The following is a 19,507-nucleotide window of genomic DNA, read 5'->3' on the forward strand; positions in this document are numbered from 1 at the left end:
CCTGGGGGCGGGGGTCTTGTGGTTGGCGACCGAGCGCCAACGGGTCTCTCCGATGCGGGTGCACCGGTTCTCAATGCAGTGTCGTGCTCAATGCAGTGCCGGTCTCGATGCAGTGCCGTTCTCAATGCAGTGCCGTTCCCACAGCGGTGCGGCTGGAATGCGGCACGGCACCCGGTGCCATTACTTCCAGGCGATCACACCGCCGCGCAGCGATCCGTTCGCAGCTGCCCACTTGGTGAGCTGCGTCCCGGTCACCGAGAACACCTGGGGCGGCTTGCCGACCGGATCCATCATCTTGTACATGCCATTCGAGTAGCCGACCAGCACGATGTAGTGCCCACCGCCGCCGTAGTTCGGCCAGCTGGCGGCGCGCTCGTTTCCGTTGAGCACAGCCACCTTTCCGGCCCGCACCGCCGCCAGCACCGGCTCTGTCTTGCCCCACGAGATGGACGTCTTGAAGCCGTAGGCCTTGAAACCCTTGGAGATCTCCTCGTAGCTGGTGGCGCCCCAGGCGTTGTGCCCGAAGGTGTAGCGGCGCATGTAGTCGATGGCCGCGGCCCCGCCGTCGGCCCTGGTGAACTTGACCGGGGTCTTGCCGAGGGCAAGCACACCCATCACGGTGGCGGTGGGACCACAGTTGGCCCTTGCGTAGTAGCCGGAGGTCAATTGGCTGAGCGGAATCCACTGCTTGCTCCCGGACGGAGGTGGCGGCGGATTGAACAGGTAGGTCCAGGTGACGTAGTCGACGATGCCGGTCTGCGGCAGGCCTTTTGCCTTCTGGAAGTTGATGGTGTTCATCCTGGTGACCGGGCCGAAGTCGCCGTCGGCCACCTGGTTGTAGCCGAACTTGATCAGCAGCTGCTGCACGGCCTTGGTGGTGTTGCGGTTCGGCCAGCGGTACCGGGCAGCGGTGTTGGCGCCGCCCACCATCGCCCTCATGGTGATCGGCCCGGCCGAGCCGTCCTGCTCCAGGCCTTTGGCCCGCTGGAACTTGATCACCGCGTTCTTCGTCGCGGTGTCGTACTTGCCGGTGCTGGACACGCTGATCCCATAGGCATTCATCAGAAACTGCAGCGCCCTGATGTTCGAGTACGGCGAGCTGGCGCTCACCCAGAATCTGCTGCGATCCGCTGCGAAAAGCGGGTCGCCTGCGGCGTTCTGCGTCGCCGGCTGAGTTGCCGTCTGGGTGCCGACGGTCAGTTTCGCCGGAGCGCTGGTATTGCTGACGGTCGCCGCGGTGGCACCGCCACCGACTGCGAGGCAGGTGGCGGCAACGGCGGCCGTCACGGTCTTGCGGACGTTCATGATCAATCTCCTAGCGGTGCGGGTAGCCGGCCGGCGGTAAGCTGGTCGGGGGACGACTTGGCTGCCGAGGTCAGCCGGTGAACGCCGGGGTCGAGCCGGCGTACTTGTTGTAGAGGTAGGTGGCCATCGAGCCCCACTTGTCGTAGGCGCCCGGAGCGGCGGATCGCTGCACCCGCTGGGCGGTGTATCCCATGCCCCAGTTCAGGTATGACGGGTAGAAGCTACGCAGGCTGAGCACGCCGGAGGTCTTGCCGCCGGAGCCGTAGAAGGTCTTGGCCGCGTATGCCTTGTTCTTGGCTCCACTGCCGTAGTACCTGACGCGCTGCTGGTAAAGCCCGACAGAGTCGTGGTCCCAGTACTTGCAGAGGTTGTTCAGCATCGACTCCTGCATGGCCGTCATCAAGGCGATCTTGATGCCCTTCGCCGGCGCCTTCGCCTGCTTACCGATGGCAATGATCAGCCTGGCGTTCTTCACCCGGGTAGCGGTGAGACTGGACGAGGAGTAGTTCCGAGGCGAGAGTCCGTAGAACTGCGAGTCCTCACAGGCGGCCAAGAATGCCTTCGAGAAGTTGGTGTCGGATCCCGACGGCTGCGACGGCGGCGGGTTGAACAGGAACGTCCAGGTGGCATAGTCGACGATGCCGGTCTGCGGCAGGCCTTTTGCCTTCTGGAAGTTGATGGTGTTCATCCTGGTGACCGGGCCGAAGTCGCCGTCGGCCACCTGGTTGTAGCCGAACTTGATCAGCAGCTGCTGCACGGCCTTGGTGGTGTTGCGGTTCGGCCAGCGGTACCGGGCAGCGGTGTTGGCGCCGCCCACCATCGCCCTCATGGTGATCGGCCCGGCCGAGCCGTCCTGCTCCAGGCCTTTGGCCCGCTGGAACTTGATCACCGCGTTCTTCGTCGCGGTGTCGTACTTGCCGGTGCTGGACACGTTGAACCCATAGGCGTTCAACAGAAACTGCAGCGCCCTGATGTTCGAGTACGGCGAGCTCGCGCTCACCCAGAACTGGCCGCGGGCGGCGACGGCATTGAGCGGATCGGAGCCCAGGTCGGACAGTGACTTTCCGGCCGGGATGGACAGTGACACCGCCTGCGGGGCAGCGGTTTCGGGCGCAGGGTCGGCCGAGACCGCGGCGACGGTGGTGACGCCGCCGGCGAGTACCGCGGCGGCGACGGTGCCGGCGAGCACCGAGCGGCGGGCGGAACGGGGGCGACGTTCCAGGACGGACGTACGCGATTTCATGAGAACCTCCGGGTAACAGGTTGGGGGGAAACTAAAACGGCTTGTCGAACAGTGGAATGGGGAGACGGCCGTAGGGACTGGTCCCCATGTGCGACCGGTGCGGGCCCCGGCTGCGGCGCCGTCCATCGGGCGGACGGCGCCACAGCTAGGCGATCGGTGCGGCCGGACGATCAGTACAGGGTCTGGTCAATGCAGCGTCCGATCAGTGCAGCGTCCGATCAGTGCAGCGTCGGCCGCCTCGGTTCGGCGCAGCGTGAGCCGGGCTGTGTGGCGCGGCGTGAGCCGGCGGAGTCGTTGCGGCGTCAGCCGGAGATCGGACGTTGCTTGGTGTCGAAGTGCCAGCTCTCGCTCGGCACGGTGCGGTGGAAGCCGTACTTGCCGCCATTGCGAACCATCCAGTTGTAGACCTTGCCGCCGCGGTAGCTGTTGGCGACGTCGATGGCCAGGCCGTACTCGTGGATCGAGGTGCCGGGAATCGCGGTGTTGGGTGAGCACCTGCTCGGCGGCATCTGGTAGATCGCGTAGTTGGAGGTTCCGCAGTTCTTCCGGCGCAGCGAGACCTGGTAGCTGCGCGAACGCCAGCTGCTCGTGGGCCGCAGGGTGACGCCGTCCCTGGCGGCGGCGCTGACCATCGAGTTCACGATCGGCACCATGCACTTCGCCATCCGGAAGCCGTTCTTGGCCAATCCGGTCTGGCTCATCGGGATTCCGCCGCGAATCGAATCGCCGCACGATTTCCAGTTGCCGCCCGTGGAGCCACCGCCGGCGGCGGCCGGCGGGTTGAACATCCAACTCCAGGTGGCGAAGTCGACGATGCCGGTCTGCGGGAGTCCCTTGCCCTTCTGGAAGGTCAGCACCGCGCTTCGGGTTGCCGGGCCGAAGCTGCCGTCCACCGCAAGGCGGTAGCCGACCTTGACCAGCAGCTGCTGCACCGCCTTGGTGGTGTTCTTGTTCGACCAGTGGTAGCGAGCTGCCATGTTCGCCGTGTTCAGCATGGTCTTCATGGTGATCGGCCCGGCGGAGCCGTCCCGCGCCAAGCCCTTCGCGGTCTGGAACCGGACCACGGCATTCTTCGTCGCAGCGTCGTACCTGCCGGTGCTGTAGACGGCGATCCCATAGGCGTTCAACAGATACTGCAGCGCCTTGATGTTGGAGTATGGCGATCGCGCGCTGACCGCGAACCTGCTGCGATCCGCGGCGAATTGCGTTGCGGCGGAGACGTTCTCGGCGACAACGACGGTGGCTGTCGGGGCTGGGTCGGCGCTGTCGGCGACGCCGGCGGCGGTGAACACGCCCGCCGCCACTGCCGCAGCAGCGGCGGTGGCGGTAAGTGCGGTGAACGGCTTGCGAATGGACATCTGACCCTCCTGGGTAGCTGGACGCCGCAAACGTAAGAGCGCTTTTCGGTATGCGGAATGGAGAGCGGGACACGGTCAGCCGGGCCGGGGCAGGGTGACCCAGGCTCGACAACCCAAGTTCGACAACCCAAGTTCGCCAACCCGGGCTCGACATCCCGGGTACGACAACCCGGGCGCGGCGGCCGAGACAGCGAGTCGTCAGCACCCGGACTCAGGCAGCCAGGCCCCGACAGCGCTGCCCATAGGGCCGCGGGTCGCACCAGGGGTGTTTGAAAATGTTGATTCCCGCCCGCATAATGTCGGTTAGCACGCATACTCGAACTCACGCGGTGGCAGCGCGACAACCGCGGCAGACGGCTCAGCTGATGCCGCATCGAACGAGCGCGCAGCATCGCACGGGCATCGCCAGACAGGGGGACCGCATGCTCGCTGCCGTCCGGCAGGCCCGGATCATCGACGAGGTGCGGCGCACCGGCGGCGTCCGGGTCGCCGACCTCACCGAGCTGCTCGGGGTCTCCGACATGACGGTGCGACGAGACCTGGATGCCCTTGACCGCAAGGGTTTGCTGACCAAGGTGCACGGCGGCGCCACCGCCCTGGATACCGCCAGCGCCATCGAACCCAGCTTCGAGACCAAGCGGGCACGTGAGCGCCCGGAGAAGCAGGCCATTGCCGCGCACGCCGCGAAGCTGATCCGGCCAGGTATGGCGATCGCCATCTCCGCCGGGACCACCACCTGGGCGTTGGCACCACACCTGGCCGCGATCGGCAACCTCACCGTCGTCACCAACTCGCTGAAGGTGGCGGAGGCGCTCTACGACGCCAGCCGGCCCGACCTGACCGTTGTGCTCACCGGCGGCCTCCGCACCCCGTCCGACGGATTGGTGGGACCCGTTGCGGTGCAAGCGATCCGGTCGCTGCACGTCGATCTGCTGGTGATGGGCGTGCACGGCATCGACATCAGGGCGGGGCTGACCACCCCGAACCTGCTCGAGGCCGAGACCAACAGGGCCATGGTGGACAGCGCCAAACGAGTGGCGGTGGTGGCCGACCACACCAAGTGGGGGGTGGTGGGCTTGTCCCACATCGCACCGCTGTCGGTGGTCGATACGCTGCTGATCGACGAGAACCTGCCGGACGAGGCCACCGAGGCGCTGGCCAAACACGTCGGCGAGATCGTCGCGGTGCACGATCCGGAGAAGGCGCACCGGGTCTCGGCCGAGTCGTCGTGATCCGGCTCAACGCGAACACACCCGGCGGCCGCCGCGCCGCAGCACGGCCAGCGGCGCGGGCGGGCGATGCCCGGCCACGCCACAACGAGAGGGATGGATGGCAGCGATGAGGATTCTGGTCGCCGGCGGTGCCGGCTACATCGGTTCGGTGGTGACGCGGCTGCTGCTGGACCAGGGCCACCAGGTGGTGGTGCTGGACGATCTCTCCACCGGCCACGCCGACGCGGTCGGCCAACGGGCTCAGCTGATCACCGCGGACATCGCCGACGCCGAGCGGGTGATCGCCGAGGCCACTGCCGATGCCCCCGGTTTCGACGCGGTGATGCACTTCGCCGCCAAGTCGCTGGTGGCCGAGTCGGTCAGAGAGCCGGCAAAGTACTGGCACACCAACGTTGTCGGGACCAGAGCGCTACTGGATGCCATCACCGCGCATCGCATACCCAGGCTGGTCTTCTCCTCGACCGCCGCCGTTTACGGTGAGCCGGAACAGATCCCGATCACCGAGGACGCACCGGCCGCGCCGACCAACACCTACGGCGCCACCAAACTGGCCGTCGACATGATGATCACCTCGGAATGTGTCGCCACCGAACTGGGTGCGGCCTCGCTGCGCTACTTCAACGTGGCCGGTGCCGCACTCGGCGCCGGCGAACGGCATGCGGTCGAAACGCATCTGATCCCGATCGCGCTGGACGCCGCCGCCGGCCGGCGCGACACCCTCACCATCAACGGGGACGACTGGCCGACGCCGGACGGAACCTGCATCCGCGACTACGTGCACGTGCTCGACCTGGCCAGGGCGCACGTGCTGGCACTGGACGCCATCCGGCCAGGAGAACACCTGATCTGCAACCTGGGTAATGGCAACGGGTTCTCTGTCAAGCAGGTGGTTGACACCGTTTCCGCCGTCACCGGGCGGTCGCTCCCGTTGGAGTTCGGGCCGCGCCGGCCCGGTGACCCTGCGGTGCTGGTGGCGTCGGCGGAGCGCGCCAAGGTGACGCTGGGCTGGCGCCCCGAGTTCGACCTGTCCGCGATGGTGCGGGACGCCTGGGAGTTCACCCGGGCCGGCACCGAGAACGCCGGGCGGTCCGATGCCTGAGTCCACCACCTCCGGAGCCGAGAAGGCAGTAGCCGCAACCGATTCGAGCGTAGCTGCCGACCCGGTGGCGGCGGCGCGCCAGCTGTTCGTCGACACCTTCGGCTCCGAGCCGGCTGGCGTCTGGTCGGCGCCGGGCCGGGTGAACCTGATCGGCGAGCACACCGATTACAACGACGGGTTGGTGTTGCCGTTCGCCATCGACGCCAGGACGGCGGTGGCCGGATCTTCCGTTCCAGCGGGCGGACAGGCGAGCCTCGAGGTGCTCTCCGCCCACCGCCCGGACGAGCACCGCACCATCCCGCTGGGCGAGCTGACGCCCGATCCGGAGCGGACCGAGACCGATTGGAGCGATTACGTTTCCGGCTCGGTGTGGGCGGCGCGGCTGCACGCTGCCGGCCCCGGTGCTGCCGGCACTGACGGCACTGACGGCACTGACGACGCGCCCCCCGGCGCGGCAGCACTGCCAGGGCTGCGGTTCGCCGTCGCGTCGACCGTGCCGGTGGGCGCCGGGCTGTCGTCGTCGGCGGCACTGGAATGCGCGGTGGTACTCGCAACGCTGGCCCTCGACTCGGCGGGCGGACCGGGCACCGATCGCGCGATTGCACCGGAGCAGCTGGCCAGGATCGCCCAGCGCGCCGAGAACCACTATGTCGGCGTGCCAACGGGTTTGATGGACCAGATGGCGTCGTCGGCCGCCGAGGCCGACCACCTGCTGTTCTTCGACGTCGGCGCCGACACCATCGAGCAGATCCCGTTCGACATCGACGCCGCCGGGCTGTCGCTGCTGGTGATCGACACCAGGGCCCACCACAGTCTGGCCGACGGCGAATATGCCAAGCGCCGCGCCGAATGCGAACGGGCGGCCGAGCTGCTCGGGCTGAACTCGTTGCGCGACATCGACATCGACCAGCTGGACCTGATGCTGGCGAAGCTGGTCGCTGCCACCCGCAGCTCGGTGCTGGTGCCGGCCGTCGACGATGCCGAGGTACTGGTGCGCCGGGTGCGGCACATCGTCACCGAGAACCAGCGGGTGCTGGATGTGGTTACACAGCTGCGCTCGGCGTCGCCGGATTGGGGCACCGTCGGCCGCGACATGACAGCGTCGCACGCCTCGCTGCGCGACGACTACCAGGTGTCCGCCGACGAGTTGGACGTCGCGGTGGACGCCGCGCTGTCGGCCGGGGCCGTCGGCGCCAGGATGACAGGCGGCGGCTTCGGCGGCTCCGCCATCGCGCTGGTACCGGCCGAGCGGGCGGCAACGGTGAGCGCGGCCGTCGAGAAGGCCTTTGCCGCAGCCGGTTTCACCGCTCCGGTGATCCGGTCCGTGCACCCGGCGGCCGGCGCCCGGCGCGACCACTGAGGTCCGCGCGCGGCCCGCACCCCTCCACACTCAGTGCAGTGGCGGCGCCGGCTGCGACGAGGGTCCTGGCGTCCGTGGTCCGTGGATCGAGGTCGTGGGCGGCGGGGCCGGCGCCTCCACCGGCCCGCGATTGAGCATGCGGGCCACTGCGATCTCGGCAACGCGGGTCTGCACCGAACTGGGCAGCCGCTGCAACCCGGCCTTCGCCGTGTCTTTGATGGTGTACTTCGGATTCTCGCCGGCAGATCGCGGCGACCCATCCGGATGTGTGCCTTCGTTGCGGTAGACGTAGCTGCGCCGCGCGGCAATGCCGGCCTTGCCGAAGCCGGTGAACATGCCGACCCACTCCGCCGCCGAGACCTTCTCGTCGTTCATCATCTTGAGGCCGTTCTTGACAGCCTGGTTGCCGCTGCTGGCCACACCCTCGACAAAGTTCTGAATGTTGACGCCCTTGCCCTTGGTGACGCCCTTGATTCCGAGGGCCTTGACGAAGACGTCACCCCACGTCTTTTTCGACCCGTCCCAGCCGGTGGCAGCCGCGGCGCCGGTAGCGGCGACTCCGGCAGCCGATACGCTGAAGTCGCCAACTCGTTTCGCGCTGTCGATGATCTTCTTGCCGTCGGCGGCCGTTTCGGCGGCCTTGAATGCCTTGCCGCCCTTGGCCAGCGCGCCTGCTATGCGGCCACCGGGAATCATCCCGATGGCATCGATGCCAATGTCCGCCCACGACCCCTGGCCGGTGACGAGTTTGACGCTGACATCGATCAGCAGCGCAGCCGCCCCGGTGACAAGGGCGATGGGCCCCATGATGGGTGCCAACACCGGAATGAAGGCAAGCAGACCGGCGACCGCAGACACGATCTTCAGCACTCCGGAGATCTGCTTGAGCACGTCGGCGTTGTTGGCGACGAAGTCCTTGAAGCCCTGCCAGGCAGCCTGCAGCAGGTTGGGTGGATCGTCCGGCCGCAAGCCCTTGGCCGTGTTGATCTCGCCGGTCAGCCTGCGCACCGCCTCCTCGTGCTCGCGGTGGATCTGTGCCGCCTCGCCCTCAATCTGGGTGAGGGCATTCTTGGCATTGGTCAGCGCGGTCTGCTTGGCGCCGACCTGCGAAACATAGCTGTCCGAAGGGAGAGTCTCGCCGGGCTTCAGCTGCTGCTGCTGCGACTTGCGCGACTGGGCGTGGGTGCTGTCGGCCTGCCGCGCCGAGCCGAGCGCGGCGTTGGCGTTGTTCACCGTTGTCTGCTGGTTGCCGTGGCGGATGGCCACCGCCTGCATCCGGGTCTGCAGGCTCTGCAGGGTGCCGGCGTAGGTGGTCAGCGCCGCACCGACCTTGGTCCAGGCGTCCTGCACCCGCTGTAACCGCGGTGGCAGGTCCTCCTTGTAGGTCCTGACCAGATCGACCAGTTCCTGGCCCTTGACCTCGTCGGTCTGCAAGCCGTTGATATCGGTGAGCGCGGTGCCGGCGTCGCCGCCGAAGGTGTTCCACAGCACTCCCGAGGCCCTGATGCTGTCGGGCTCTCCGCTCAATGTCAGCTGAACCACGGCCGACCCTCCCCTTGTCCATTCCGCTGCGCGGCATCTTCTGTGGTCCGCGCCAGGCATCGCGCGGTGCGCGTACGCCCTTGATTCTGGCCGGACCGATACCCCTGCGACGCATCAACGACCCGATTCGGCATGGGGACAACTCCCCTCCCCACGCCCTCCCCCGGCCGGGGGAAGCGCCGACGCCGGGCCGGCGGCCGCGTGGCGGGTCCAATGCCGAACCCGCCCCCAGCCGTCAGTTCGGCCAGGGCCTACTCCACCGCAACCGTAGACAGGCCGCTATATCCTCCTACATCTCAGTCACGTGGCGCCCTGATCACCACAGGCCGCGCCCGCGCCCGGGACACCTTCCTGGTCGGGCGGGGCTAGCCGCGAGCGCCGGGCAATCGCGCCACCCGCTGGCCAGGCGCGAACGGCCCGCGCACCGAGCCAGAAGGCCCGGTCGATGCGCCCGGCAGCCGGGGCGGACGCTGGCCGGCCACAGCCGGACTGTGCACGGACGTCGGCGACGGCTGTGCCGGTGCGCGGGTCGGACCGGTACGTACCGCGTAATCGAGGGCCGCCGACGAGTACCAGCCTCGGCGCACTTGCTTGGCCTGCGCGCTACCCAACACCGGCGCTTCACCGGCTTTGCGGGCGCTGCCGTCGAACGGGTGCGTTCCGGCCGTCGCATACTTCTTGGCGTTGTACCGGGTGATGCCGGCTTTGCCGGCCGCGGTGGCCGGCGCCGCGACCGAGTACATCCGGTCGTACCACTTGGCATTCGGGTCGTTCCAATACTTCACGGCCTTGTACTCGCCGTTGACGAAGTTGCCCGAGTTGGTGGCGATCGCCTGGACGTTCTTGGCACGCTGGCCGAGACCGGGAACTTTGACGCCGGTGACAGCCAGAGCGGCGTCGGCGAAGTTCTTGTTCTTGATGTCGTTGGCGGCCTGGTACGTCGTTTGGCCGGCGACGTAATACGAGCCAACGGTTTCCGCCTTCGACATGAACGGGTCGATGGCGCGGGCGCCCCTGGCAAACTTGCCCATCTTGCCCGTCGCGGAGAGCAGCCGCAGGCTGCGTCCGCCTGGAATCAGCCCGACCGCGTCGATGCCGATCTGCGACCAGCTCATCCCTGGAACGCCGGAAAGCTTCATCAGCACGTCCAGACCGAGGGCGATACCTCCGGCGACCAGTGCGATCGGCCCCATGACGACGTTGAGGCCAGGAACGAACGACAGCACGGTCGCGATCGCGGCGACGGTCTTGAGCACCGCCGAGATCATCTTCAGCGTGCCGGCGTGACTGACCACAAAGTCTTTGATGCCCTGCCACTTGCGTTCCAGCCAGCCCGGCGGGCTGTCCGGACGGAGCGCCTTCGCGTCGTTGATCTGCCCGTTCAGCGTGCGCACCGCGGCGTCGTGTTCACGGAGGATTTGCGCCGCCTCACCCTCGATGTTGTGCAGCGTGGTTCGAGCGTTGCTCAGCGCGGTCTGCTTGGCGCCGACCTGCGACACATAGCCGTCAGCCGGCAGTTTCTCTCCGGGGTCGAGCAGCTGCTGTTGGGACTTGCGCGATTGGGCGTGGGTACTGTCGGCCCGCCTGGCCGACCCGAGCGCGGTGTTGGCGTTGCTCACCGCGGTCTGCTGGCTGGTGTAGCGCAGCGCCACCGACTGCATCCTGCGCTGCAAGCCCTCGAGAGTGCCGGCGTAGGTGACCAGCGCCGCGCCCACCATGGTCCAGGCCCGGTCCACCTTGTCCAACCGCGGCGGCAGACCCTCCTTGTACGCATTGACCAGGTCGACCAGTTCCTGACCCATGCACTCATTGGTCTGCAGCGTCCTGATGCCACCGCCGGCGGTCGCGGCGTCACCACCGAAGGTGTTCCACGCCAAGCCGGATGCTCTGATGCTGGTCGGGTCGCCGCTCAAGGTCAGCTGAACCACCGCTGACACCTCCTGGGGAGTCGCACTGTTGTTGATCAACCGCGGCGATCGGTCACCGTGGCTCCCCCCCGCGACCGATTGTGGTGGTGGCAGTGCGACTGCGGTAGCCGGCCGGCGGCAAATCGGTTGGGCAGTGTTCCCCTACCCATCCGGACGCACGTCCCGACGGATCTGCCAGACCTTGCTGATCCCTTACTTCACCGTGCTATGTGACCCGTCGCTGCTGACGGTCCGGGCTGCACCGCGCGACTACTTCACCGAGCCGGACATCATCCCGGAGATGAAGTAGCGACCGAGCACGATGTAGATCACCAGAGTCGGGGCCGAGGCGATCAGCGCACCCGCCATCGACGAGGCGTAGTCGGGGTTCTGTCCACCGGAAAGCTGTTGCAGCGCATAGGTTACCGGCCCGTTGGACGGCTGCGACAGGAACAGCGCGAACAAGAAATCGTTCCACGCGGAGGTGAACTGCCAGATCAGCGTCACCACGAATCCGGGGATGGACACCGGCAGCACGATGGACGTATAGGTCTTCCACATACCGGCACCGTCGACCCGCGCCGCCTCGAGAATCTCGTTGGGCACCGCGGTGGCGTAGTAGTTGCGGAAGATCAGGGTGCAGATCGGGATGCCGAAAACGGTGTGCACCAGCATCAGGGTGACAACGCCCTGGCCGAGGCCGAGATCCTGAGACACCAACTGCTGCAACGGGATCATGATGGCCGGGTACGGCAGGAACATGCCGAACAGGAAGAACGTGAAAACGATGTTGGCGCCGGGGAAGCGCCACTTGGAGAACACGAACCCGTTCATCGAGCCGAGAATCGACGACACCACCGCCGCCACCGACGCGATCGCCAGCGAGCGGACCAGCGGAGCGGCCAGCGCGTCCCAGGCCTTGCTCCAGCCGTCCCAGCTCCAGTGCATCGGCAGGTTCCAGGCGCGGCTGGTGGAGATCTCACCGGCCGGCTTGAAGCTGGTCACGATCATCACGTACAGCGGCACCAGCACAATCACCGCGAAGACGATCAGCAGCACGTACCGCACGGTGGTGGCGATCGGTGACGGCGGCGCGGTGGCGCCGCCCTTGGTCGCGTCGCCCTTGGCGGGGGCCTCGAGCTGGGTATCGATGGTGGCCGTCGTCATGACTCAGATCCCCTGCTTCTTCTCGACCCTGCGGGTGTAGATCAGGTACGGCACAACGAAGATGGCCACCACCACCAGAATCATCGTGGCGTTCGCCGCGGCCCGCCCGTACTGGTAGCTGGACAGCTGCGCCCACAGCAGCGTCGCCGGCACCCCGGCGACGTAGGAGTTGGCGCCGGCCAGCGCGTAGATCAGGTCGAACATCTTCATCGACATGTGGCCGATGATGATCAGCGCACTCAGCGCGACCGGCGACAGCTGCGGGAACAGGATGTAACGGTAGATCCGGAACTCGCTGGCGCCGTCCATCCTGGCGGCCTCGCGCTGGTCCTCGGAGATGCCGCGGAAGCCGGCAAGGAACAGCGCCATGATGTAGCCGGACAGCTGCCAGATGGCCGGCATCGCCATCGCCACCATGTTGAACTTCGAGTTGCTGGAGAACCATTCGTTCTGCAGGCCGGACAGTCCGATGTTCTGAAAAAGTTGGTTGAGGCCAACGGCATTCGGGCCCATCGCCGGACTCAGCAACCACTTCCACGCCACTGCGGCGGCGATGAACGACACCGCCATCGGGAACAGGTAGATGCCGCGGAACAAGCCCTCACCCTTCGGCGCCTTCTCCAGCAGCACCGCCCAGATGATGCCGAACAGCATGGTGCCGACCAGGAATGCCACCGTCAGCACCAGCAGGTTCCACCAGGCGTGGGTGTAGTTCGAGTCGTTCAGCAGCCGCTCGTAGTTGTCGAAACCTATGTAACGGACCTTGAGCAACCGGCTGTTGGAGTTGCGGTTGGTGAAGCTGGTCAGCAGGTTCCGGACGATCAGGTAGTAGATGAAGACGCCCATCAGGATGATCGACGGCAGCACCAGCAGAAAGCCTGGCACCCAGGTCGGCATCCCGCGCCGTGGCTCGGGTTTCGCGGAAGCGGCGCCCGCGCCGGACGTCCGGCCCGACGACGGTGGTGGTGCCGATGGTGTCGGTTCGGACGGCGTCGGCTGAGTCGACGGCGCTGCGGTATCGGGCATGCTGTTCTCCACAGGGCTAGGCGATCACAGGTAGTTCATCAGACCGGGCGGCCGGTGGCGACCGCTACTGCTGCTGGCTGGGTGTCGGCTGAATGCCGGTGCCGGTGACGACGACGGCCGTCATGCCAACGGGGCCGGCCCCACGCACGTCCGGTGCGGACGCCCGCGGGACCAGCCCCGTCGCTGTCTTGCCGTCGACCGCGCGACGATCAGCCGCGCGCAATCGGGTGGGTCAGCCGCCCAGCGCGTCGGACGCGGCGTTCACCAGATCGCTCTGGAAGGCGCCGGTGTCCCTGGTCGACATGAACTTGCTGGTGGCCTGCTGGATGGCGGTCAGCCACGCCACCGGCACCGCGGCACCGTGGGCGATCGACGAAACGATCTTGTCTTTCTTGAACTCGCCCATGGCCCACTGCTGGTACGGCGGGAAGATGTCGGCGCTGATGTCGGTGCGCGCCGGGATCGAACCCTTGGCCAGGTTGAACGCGGTCTGGCCTTCCTTGGAACCGATGGTGTTCAGCCAATCCTTGGTGCCGCCGGGGTTCGGGGCGCCCTTGGGCAGGGTGAACGAGTCGGCGAGGAAGTCGTAGACACCCTCCTGGCCTGGAACGGCCCAGTAGGAGTAGTCGACGCCGTCCTTCTTGCCCTTGCTGGTGAACTCAGCGACGGCCCAGTCACCCATCACGTTGTAGCCGGCCTTGCCCTCGATCACCATGTCGGTGGCCGGCGGCCAGTCGTCACCGTCGGCCGCTTTGTTGGCGTAGGTGAGCAGCTTGGCGTAGTCGTCGATGGCGGTCTTGACCTTCGGGTCGTCCCACTTGGTGGAGCCGTCGAACAGACCGGAGTAGGCGTCGGGCCCGAGGTCGGAGATCAGCACCGTCTCGAACAGCTCGACCTGGGTCCAGGTGCCACCGATCGACAGCGGGGTGGCGATGCCGGAGGCCTTGACCTTGTCGAGGTCGGCGATCCAGCTCTTGATGTCGGTCGGGGCCTTCTTCGGGTCGATGCCGGCCTTGGTCAGCACATCGTTGTTGACCCACACCACGTTGGCGCGGTGGATGTTCGACGGCACCGAGTAGATCTTGCCGTCGACGGTGAGCCGGTCCAGCAGGTCCTTCGGGAAAACCTTCTCGCCGCCGAGACCGTCGATGACGTCGTTGACCGGCTCGATCTGGCCGGCGTTGATGTAGTCGGTGAGCTCGGCGCCGGCGTGGCCCTGGAAGGTGTCCGGCGGGTTGCCGGCCTGCAGGTCGGAGGCCAGCTTGGCCTTGGCGTTGGACCCGGCACCGCCGGCCACCGCCAGGTTCTGGAACTTGTCGTTCGGGTACATCTCGCCGAACAGCCGGGTCAGCTGGTCGAGGCCGAGCTTCTCGGAACCGTCCGCCCACCAGGTGAAGACGCCGACCGTGCCGCCGGCACCGCCGTTGCCCTGCTTGGTGCCCTTGACGTCCGACGGGTTCATCGGGGTGCCGCCGGCGCCACCTGCTGCCGAGCTGTCGGCACCCGAGCTCATCGCGCCGCCGCCTCCGGCAGCCGAACTGCCGGCATCGGAGCTGGCACCGCCACCGGCGGCGCTGCTGTCGGCACCCCCGGAAGCGGAGGCATCACCGGAACTGCCGGCACCGCCGGTGGAACCGGAGTCGGTGCTGGTCGCGGTGGTGTCGCCGGTCGTACCGGCGCCGGCGCTGGCATCGTTGTTGTCGCTGGATCCGCAGGCGGCCAGCACCAGGCTCGCGGCCGCGAGGCCGGCGATCCAAGGAGTTCGGCGCATCGAGAGTCCTCTCACATAGCTCTTCGGGGGCACGGGAGATCGTGCACGGCCACGGTCACCGGATGGGAGCGGCTGTGCTCACTCGTTCCCAGGCCCGCAGCCCGGGCTCAAGAGAGGTCGGGCACCGCAGCGACGCCGGTTCGGTGGTCGCCAGCGATGCTAAGACTCTTCGCCCATTTCTGCCAAGCGTTGTTCGGAGGTTTATCGGATCGTTTTATCGCGGGTTTAATCAGAATCAGGCGCGGGTGGGTCGCTGGATGGCGGCCTCCGGGCGGAGAACGAGGCCCGCGGTGTTCCGGTGACGCCGGTTAACGTTGTCAGAGTGAACAATCCGTGAGCGTCACGGGGTCTGTCCAGATCGAGCCGCCGCCACCGGGACCAATTCAGTCGGATCTGTCACCCGCAGAGTCTTGACTTCTGTCCAGACTCTAAGCAATTTTGAGGCGTGACATCGGACCGTCTCGCCGCCACGCGCTCGGGCCAGGGCGACCTGGCCGGGTCGCGGCTGCGCGCCGCCAGCAGGCGGCTGATTCTCGACCAGCTCGGCGGCGTCGACGCGCTGGCGCAGTCCGAGCTGGCCCGGCGCACCGGCCTGTCCCGCACCACGGTGGCATCGGTGATCTCCGAGTTGGCCGCCGAGGGCAGGGTGCAGCGGTTGGAGGGCGTGCCCGCCGGGCGGGGCCGGCCGCCGCAGCTGCTGCAGCTGCGGCCGCAGCAGGGGGTGGCCGCGGCGCTCGACCTCGGTCATTCCCACCTGTCCATCGCGCTGACCGACCTGTCCGGCACCATCCTCGCCGAGCGCAGGGCGGCGCTGAATGTCGGTGCGTCCGCGACGGTGGCGATCGATTTCGCCACCGACATGCTCACCGCGCTGCTGGACGAGCTGCCGACCCGGCAGCGGCCGGATGACTTGCGCAGCATCGTCATCGGGGTGCCAGGGCCGATCGACGGGCACACCGGTGCGCTGCGCTCCGGCACCATCCTGCCCGGCTGGGTCGGCATGCAACCGGCCGACGAGTTCGCCGCACGGCTCGGGCGACCGGTGGTGCTGGACAACGACGCGAACCTCGGCGCCATCGGCGAGCTGCGCTACGGCCGGGCCCGCGGGATCCGAAATCTGTTGTACGTCAAGGTGTCCACCGGCATCGGTGCCGGGATGGTGTTGGAGGGCAAGCTGTATCGCGGCACCCGCGGCACCGCGGGCGAGATCGGTCACGTTCAGGTCTCCGAGGACGGAGCGCTGTGCCGGTGCGGCAGCCGCGGCTGCCTCGAGACGCAAGCGTCGGCGGAGGCGGCGCTCGGGGTGCTGTCGGCGGCGCACGGTCGCGCCGTCACCATGGACGAGGCGCTGGAGATCGTCCGGGCGGGTGACCCGGGTGCGGTGCGGTTGTTCACCGACATGGGAACGGCGATCGGCCGGGTGGTGGCGGCGGTGTCGGCCAACCTCGACCCGGAGCTGGTGGTGGTCGGCGGGCCACTGGTGGACGACCCGGGGCCACTGCTCGACGGCTTCACCGCAGCGGTGCACCGCTACACCCAGCCCTACGTCTCGTCCAACCTCAAGGTGGCCGGCGGGGTGCTGGGCGAACGGGCCGGTCTGCTCGGTGCGATCGCGATGGCGGTGCAGGCGGCCAGCGCCGACTGAGGGCATCCCGGATCCGGCATCGCGTTGCCGCGCGGGCGGTTTCGGGGCCCCGCGCGGTTCGGGAGACCGCGCGGTTCGAGAGACCGAGCGGTTCGGGAGACCGCGCGGTGTCGGGACGACGTGTCCGCATGAGCTGTCGGGACGAGCTCTCGGGGGCGAGCTGTCGGGACCAGCTGTCAGTACGAGTACAGCGAGCCGCGGGCGGTGGCGTCCCCGCCGACGATGGCGACCCCGGACGAGGTGCCGATCAGGTCGGCACCCGCCGCCAGCAGCGCCCGCACCTGCTCGATGGTCTTGATGCCGCCGGAGGCCTTGACCCCGATGGACGGTGGCACGCTGCGCCGCAGAAAGCTGATGCTGGCCGGATCGGCGATTCCCACCGCTCCGCGGGACGCGTTCTTCACGAAGGCCACCCCGGCATCGACCGCCGCCTGCACCACCCGCACCCGTTGATCCTGGTTGAGCAGCGGCAGCTCCAGCATCACCTTGACGCCGATCGGTGCTGCGGCCTGCACCAGGGCCCGCAGGTCTTCCACAAAGCGATCGATGCGGTGCGACAGCAGCAGGGCGATGTTGACCGTCGCGTCCAACTCGTCAACCCCGGCGTCCACCAACGCTTTCGCCTCGGCGACCCGGCCGGCGGTGGTCATCATCCCGTACGGAAAATCGATGATCGAGCCCACCCTGATGTGGGTGCCGGACAACTCGGTGCGGGCCGCCTGCACCCAGGTGGGCGGGACGATGGCGGCGTCGAATCCGTACTTGACGGTTTCCCTGACGTGCTCGCGCACCTCGTTCTCGGTGATGGCCTGGCCGATCAGGGTGTGCTGAATGCGCCCGGCGATCTGCGCCGGCGTCAGCTCGGCGATCGCAGCGTCCGCGCGGTCGGCGTCCGGTGCGCCGGGGTCGACTGCTGCGGTGGCGACGCCGGTGTTGTCGGTTGGCGCCGGCTCGGTGGCCGCTCGGGTGCGATCGGTCATGACGCTCCTTCGCTTGCTGGCTCGTTCTGCTGCCGGTGTGCGTCGCGGTCGTGGTGAGGTGGTGTGCACGGGTGGCAGCCGGGCGATCCGTGGCCCCAGCATGGCACGGCTTGACCCGGGCCGCGGCCCGACTGCTTCTACCCTTGTCCGATGCGCATCTTGTCCATCCAGTCGTCGGTGGCCTACGGACATGTCGGCAACAGCGCCGCCGCCTTCCCGCTGCAGCGACTGGGACATGAGGTGTGGCCGGTGCTGACGGTGCACTTCTCCAACCACACCGGGTACGGCCAGTGGCAGGGGCCGGTACTCGACCCTGCGGACGTGCGCGCGGTGCTCGCCGGCATCGAAGATCTCGGTGTGCTCGGCACCGCCGACGCCGTGCTCACCGGCTACCAGGGCTCGCCCGGCGTCGCCGCCATCGTGCTCGACACGGTGGCGAAGGTGCGCCAGTTGAATCCGCGGGCGGTGTACTGCTGTGATCCGGTGCTCGGCGACATCGGGACCGGCTTCTTCGTGCTGCCCGGCCTGCCCGCGCTGATGCGCGACGAGGTGCTGCCGCAGGCAGACATGGTGACCCCCAACGTTTTTGAGCTTGCCTATCTGGCGTCCGACGCGGTGGCGCCCGAGGGCGGGCAGCCGCCGCTCGACCAGTTCGCCGACGTGTCGTCCCTGGAGGCGGTGCAGGCGGCGGTGGAACGCGTCCGCGCCCGCGGGCCGCGCACCGTGCTGGTCACCAGCGTGGAGCACAGCAACATCGACGGCATCGCGCCCGACCACATCGGGATGCTCGGGGTGGACGACACCGGCAGTTATCTGGTCACCACCCCGCGGCTGGACGCCGACGTCAACGGGCTCGGTGATGTGACCGCCGCGCTGCTGCTGGCGCACCTGTCCGCCGGGTTGCCGGCCGCGATGGAGAAGGTGGCCGGCTCGGTGTTCGCCATTCTGAAAGCGACCGTCGACGCCGGCTCCCGCGAAATCCAACTCATCACGGCCCAGGACGAAATCGCCCAGCCCACCATGCATTTCCGGGTCGAGCGGCTGTGAAGATCGGGCCCTGGTGGCGTCGGGCGTGGTACCGGTGCCGACTCGGCGCCGGCTTCGCGGTGTTCTGGGTGCTCGGCCGGATCCCGCACCGGGTCAGCTTCGAGCTGTCGCCGAGCATTCCGCGCACCGGGCCGGCGCTGGTGGTGGTGAACCACCAGGCCGTCACCGAGACCCTCGCCGTCGCCCGATTCGTGGTGGCGCACCGGCGTTTTCCGCACTTTCTGATCACCGCGGGGGTGTTCAGGGTGCCGTTGGTGGGCGCGGTCGCCCGTGCGATGGGACAGATCCCGGTGGCCCGCGGCACCACCTCGGCGCGCGCCGCAGTGCAGGCCGCCGCCGACCAACTGCGGGCCGGGCACCTTGTGGTGATCTACCCGGAGGGCCGGATCACCCGCGAGCCGGACCAGCGTCCCGGCCCGGGCAAGGCAGGCGCTGCGCTGCTGGCCGCCGAGTTCCCTGACGTGCCGGTGATTCCGGTGGGTCAGTGGGGCGCTCGACCGGGGTGGCGGGCGGCGCTGACCCGCAGCCGGGTGCGGCTGTGCGCCGGCCCGCCGGTCGAACTGGCTCCTGCCGGGGCAACGGCGGCCAGTACCGCGGACAACACGGCTGCCGTCATGGCGGCCATCACCGCCGAGGTGGAGCGGGCCCGCGGCGCGGCGTTCCGAGCGTCCTGACCGCCGGCCGATCCGACCCCGCGGCGCGGCATTCCGAGCGTCCTGACCGCCGGCCGATCCGACCCCGTCGGCACATCACAGCCGAGCTTTTGCAACACAGCCCAGATCGTCAACGAATCCGGCTGTGATGTGCAAACTCAGCTGTGATGCC

The 19,507-nt window shown here is 68.0% G+C and carries 15 protein-coding genes; 6 read left to right on the forward strand and 9 right to left on the reverse strand.

Annotation, left to right across the window (positions count from 1 at the left end; genetic code table 11):
- Nucleotides 1–180: 180 nt before the first annotated feature.
- The 3 genes from HKD39_RS13695 to HKD39_RS13705 form a co-directional block, all read right to left on the reverse strand.
- A complete protein-coding gene (locus HKD39_RS13695; RefSeq protein ID WP_171200448.1) occupies nt 181–1,305 on the reverse strand; it encodes a peptidoglycan-binding protein in 1,125 nt (374 codons plus the stop codon).
- 70 nt (nt 1,306–1,375) lie between these two features.
- Nucleotides 1,376–2,548, reverse strand: coding sequence for a peptidoglycan-binding domain-containing protein (locus HKD39_RS13700; protein WP_171200449.1), 1,173 nt, complete (start codon nt 2,546–2,548; stop codon nt 1,376–1,378).
- A gap of 302 nt (nt 2,549–2,850) precedes the next feature.
- Nucleotides 2,851–3,906, reverse strand: coding sequence for a peptidoglycan-binding protein (locus tag HKD39_RS13705; RefSeq protein ID WP_171200450.1), 1,056 nt, complete (start codon nt 3,904–3,906; stop codon nt 2,851–2,853).
- A 422-nt stretch (nt 3,907–4,328) separates the two neighbouring features.
- Between HKD39_RS13705 and HKD39_RS13710 the strand changes: the two genes are divergently transcribed.
- The 3 genes from HKD39_RS13710 to galK all read left to right on the forward strand — a co-directional run bounded on the left by HKD39_RS13710 (nt 4,329) and on the right by galK (nt 7,597).
- The gene (locus HKD39_RS13710) at nt 4,329–5,138 is read left to right on the forward strand and encodes a DeoR/GlpR family DNA-binding transcription regulator (protein WP_171200451.1); all 810 of its coding nucleotides are present in this window, start codon (nt 4,329–4,331) and stop codon (nt 5,136–5,138) included.
- A gap of 106 nt (nt 5,139–5,244) precedes the next feature.
- A complete protein-coding gene (galE, locus tag HKD39_RS13715) occupies nt 5,245–6,237 on the forward strand; it encodes a UDP-glucose 4-epimerase GalE (RefSeq protein ID WP_171200579.1) in 993 nt (330 codons plus the stop codon).
- Nucleotides 6,230–7,597 (forward strand): galactokinase, encoded by a 1,368-nt coding sequence (gene galK, locus HKD39_RS13720; protein ID WP_171200452.1) that lies wholly within the window; start codon nt 6,230–6,232, stop codon nt 7,595–7,597. The genes galE and galK overlap by 8 nt, the downstream gene beginning before the upstream one ends.
- 30 nt (nt 7,598–7,627) lie before the next feature.
- Here galK and HKD39_RS13725 read toward each other — a convergent pair whose 3' ends face one another.
- The 5 genes from HKD39_RS13725 to HKD39_RS13745 all read right to left on the reverse strand — a co-directional run bounded on the left by HKD39_RS13725 (nt 7,628) and on the right by HKD39_RS13745 (nt 14,752).
- Nucleotides 7,628–9,139: a hypothetical protein gene (locus tag HKD39_RS13725; protein ID WP_171200453.1), complete on the reverse strand. Its 1,512-nt coding sequence runs from the start codon at nt 9,137–9,139 to the stop codon at nt 7,628–7,630.
- A gap of 365 nt (nt 9,140–9,504) precedes the next feature.
- The gene (locus HKD39_RS13730) at nt 9,505–11,067 is read right to left on the reverse strand and encodes a hypothetical protein (RefSeq protein WP_171200454.1); all 1,563 of its coding nucleotides are present in this window, start codon (nt 11,065–11,067) and stop codon (nt 9,505–9,507) included.
- A 249-nt stretch (nt 11,068–11,316) separates the two neighbouring features.
- Nucleotides 11,317–12,213: a carbohydrate ABC transporter permease gene (locus tag HKD39_RS13735; protein WP_171200455.1), complete on the reverse strand. Its 897-nt coding sequence runs from the start codon at nt 12,211–12,213 to the stop codon at nt 11,317–11,319.
- Nucleotides 12,214–12,216: 3 nt separating this feature from the next.
- Complete coding sequence (locus HKD39_RS13740; RefSeq protein ID WP_212754555.1) at nt 12,217–13,239, reverse strand: carbohydrate ABC transporter permease; 1,023 nt, start codon at nt 13,237–13,239, stop codon at nt 12,217–12,219.
- A gap of 232 nt (nt 13,240–13,471) precedes the next feature.
- The gene (locus tag HKD39_RS13745) at nt 13,472–14,752 is read right to left on the reverse strand and encodes an ABC transporter substrate-binding protein (RefSeq protein ID WP_171200581.1); all 1,281 of its coding nucleotides are present in this window, start codon (nt 14,750–14,752) and stop codon (nt 13,472–13,474) included.
- A gap of 703 nt (nt 14,753–15,455) precedes the next feature.
- Here HKD39_RS13745 and HKD39_RS13750 point away from each other — a divergent pair.
- Entirely contained in the window at nt 15,456–16,655 is a 1,200-nt protein-coding gene (locus tag HKD39_RS13750) for an ROK family protein (protein ID WP_171200456.1), read from the forward strand.
- A gap of 176 nt (nt 16,656–16,831) precedes the next feature.
- Here the strand turns inward: HKD39_RS13750 and deoC are convergent, their stop codons facing one another.
- Nucleotides 16,832–17,635 (reverse strand): deoxyribose-phosphate aldolase, encoded by an 804-nt coding sequence (gene deoC, locus HKD39_RS13755; protein ID WP_171200457.1) that lies wholly within the window; start codon nt 17,633–17,635, stop codon nt 16,832–16,834.
- Nucleotides 17,636–17,785: 150 nt separating this feature from the next.
- On the opposite strand from deoC, the gene pdxY reads away from it, so the two are divergent.
- Both pdxY and HKD39_RS13765 read left to right on the forward strand, forming a co-directional pair.
- The gene (gene pdxY, locus HKD39_RS13760; RefSeq protein WP_171200458.1) at nt 17,786–18,682 is read left to right on the forward strand and encodes a pyridoxal kinase PdxY; all 897 of its coding nucleotides are present in this window, start codon (nt 17,786–17,788) and stop codon (nt 18,680–18,682) included.
- Nucleotides 18,679–19,356, forward strand: coding sequence for a lysophospholipid acyltransferase family protein (locus tag HKD39_RS13765; RefSeq protein WP_212754557.1), 678 nt, complete (start codon nt 18,679–18,681; stop codon nt 19,354–19,356). Before pdxY ends, HKD39_RS13765 begins: the two co-directional genes overlap by 4 nt.
- Nucleotides 19,357–19,507 lie beyond the last annotated feature (151 nt).

The organism is Nakamurella aerolata (assembly GCF_013002705.1).
Classification (GTDB): Bacteria; Actinomycetota; Actinomycetes; order Mycobacteriales; family Nakamurellaceae; genus Nakamurella; species Nakamurella aerolata.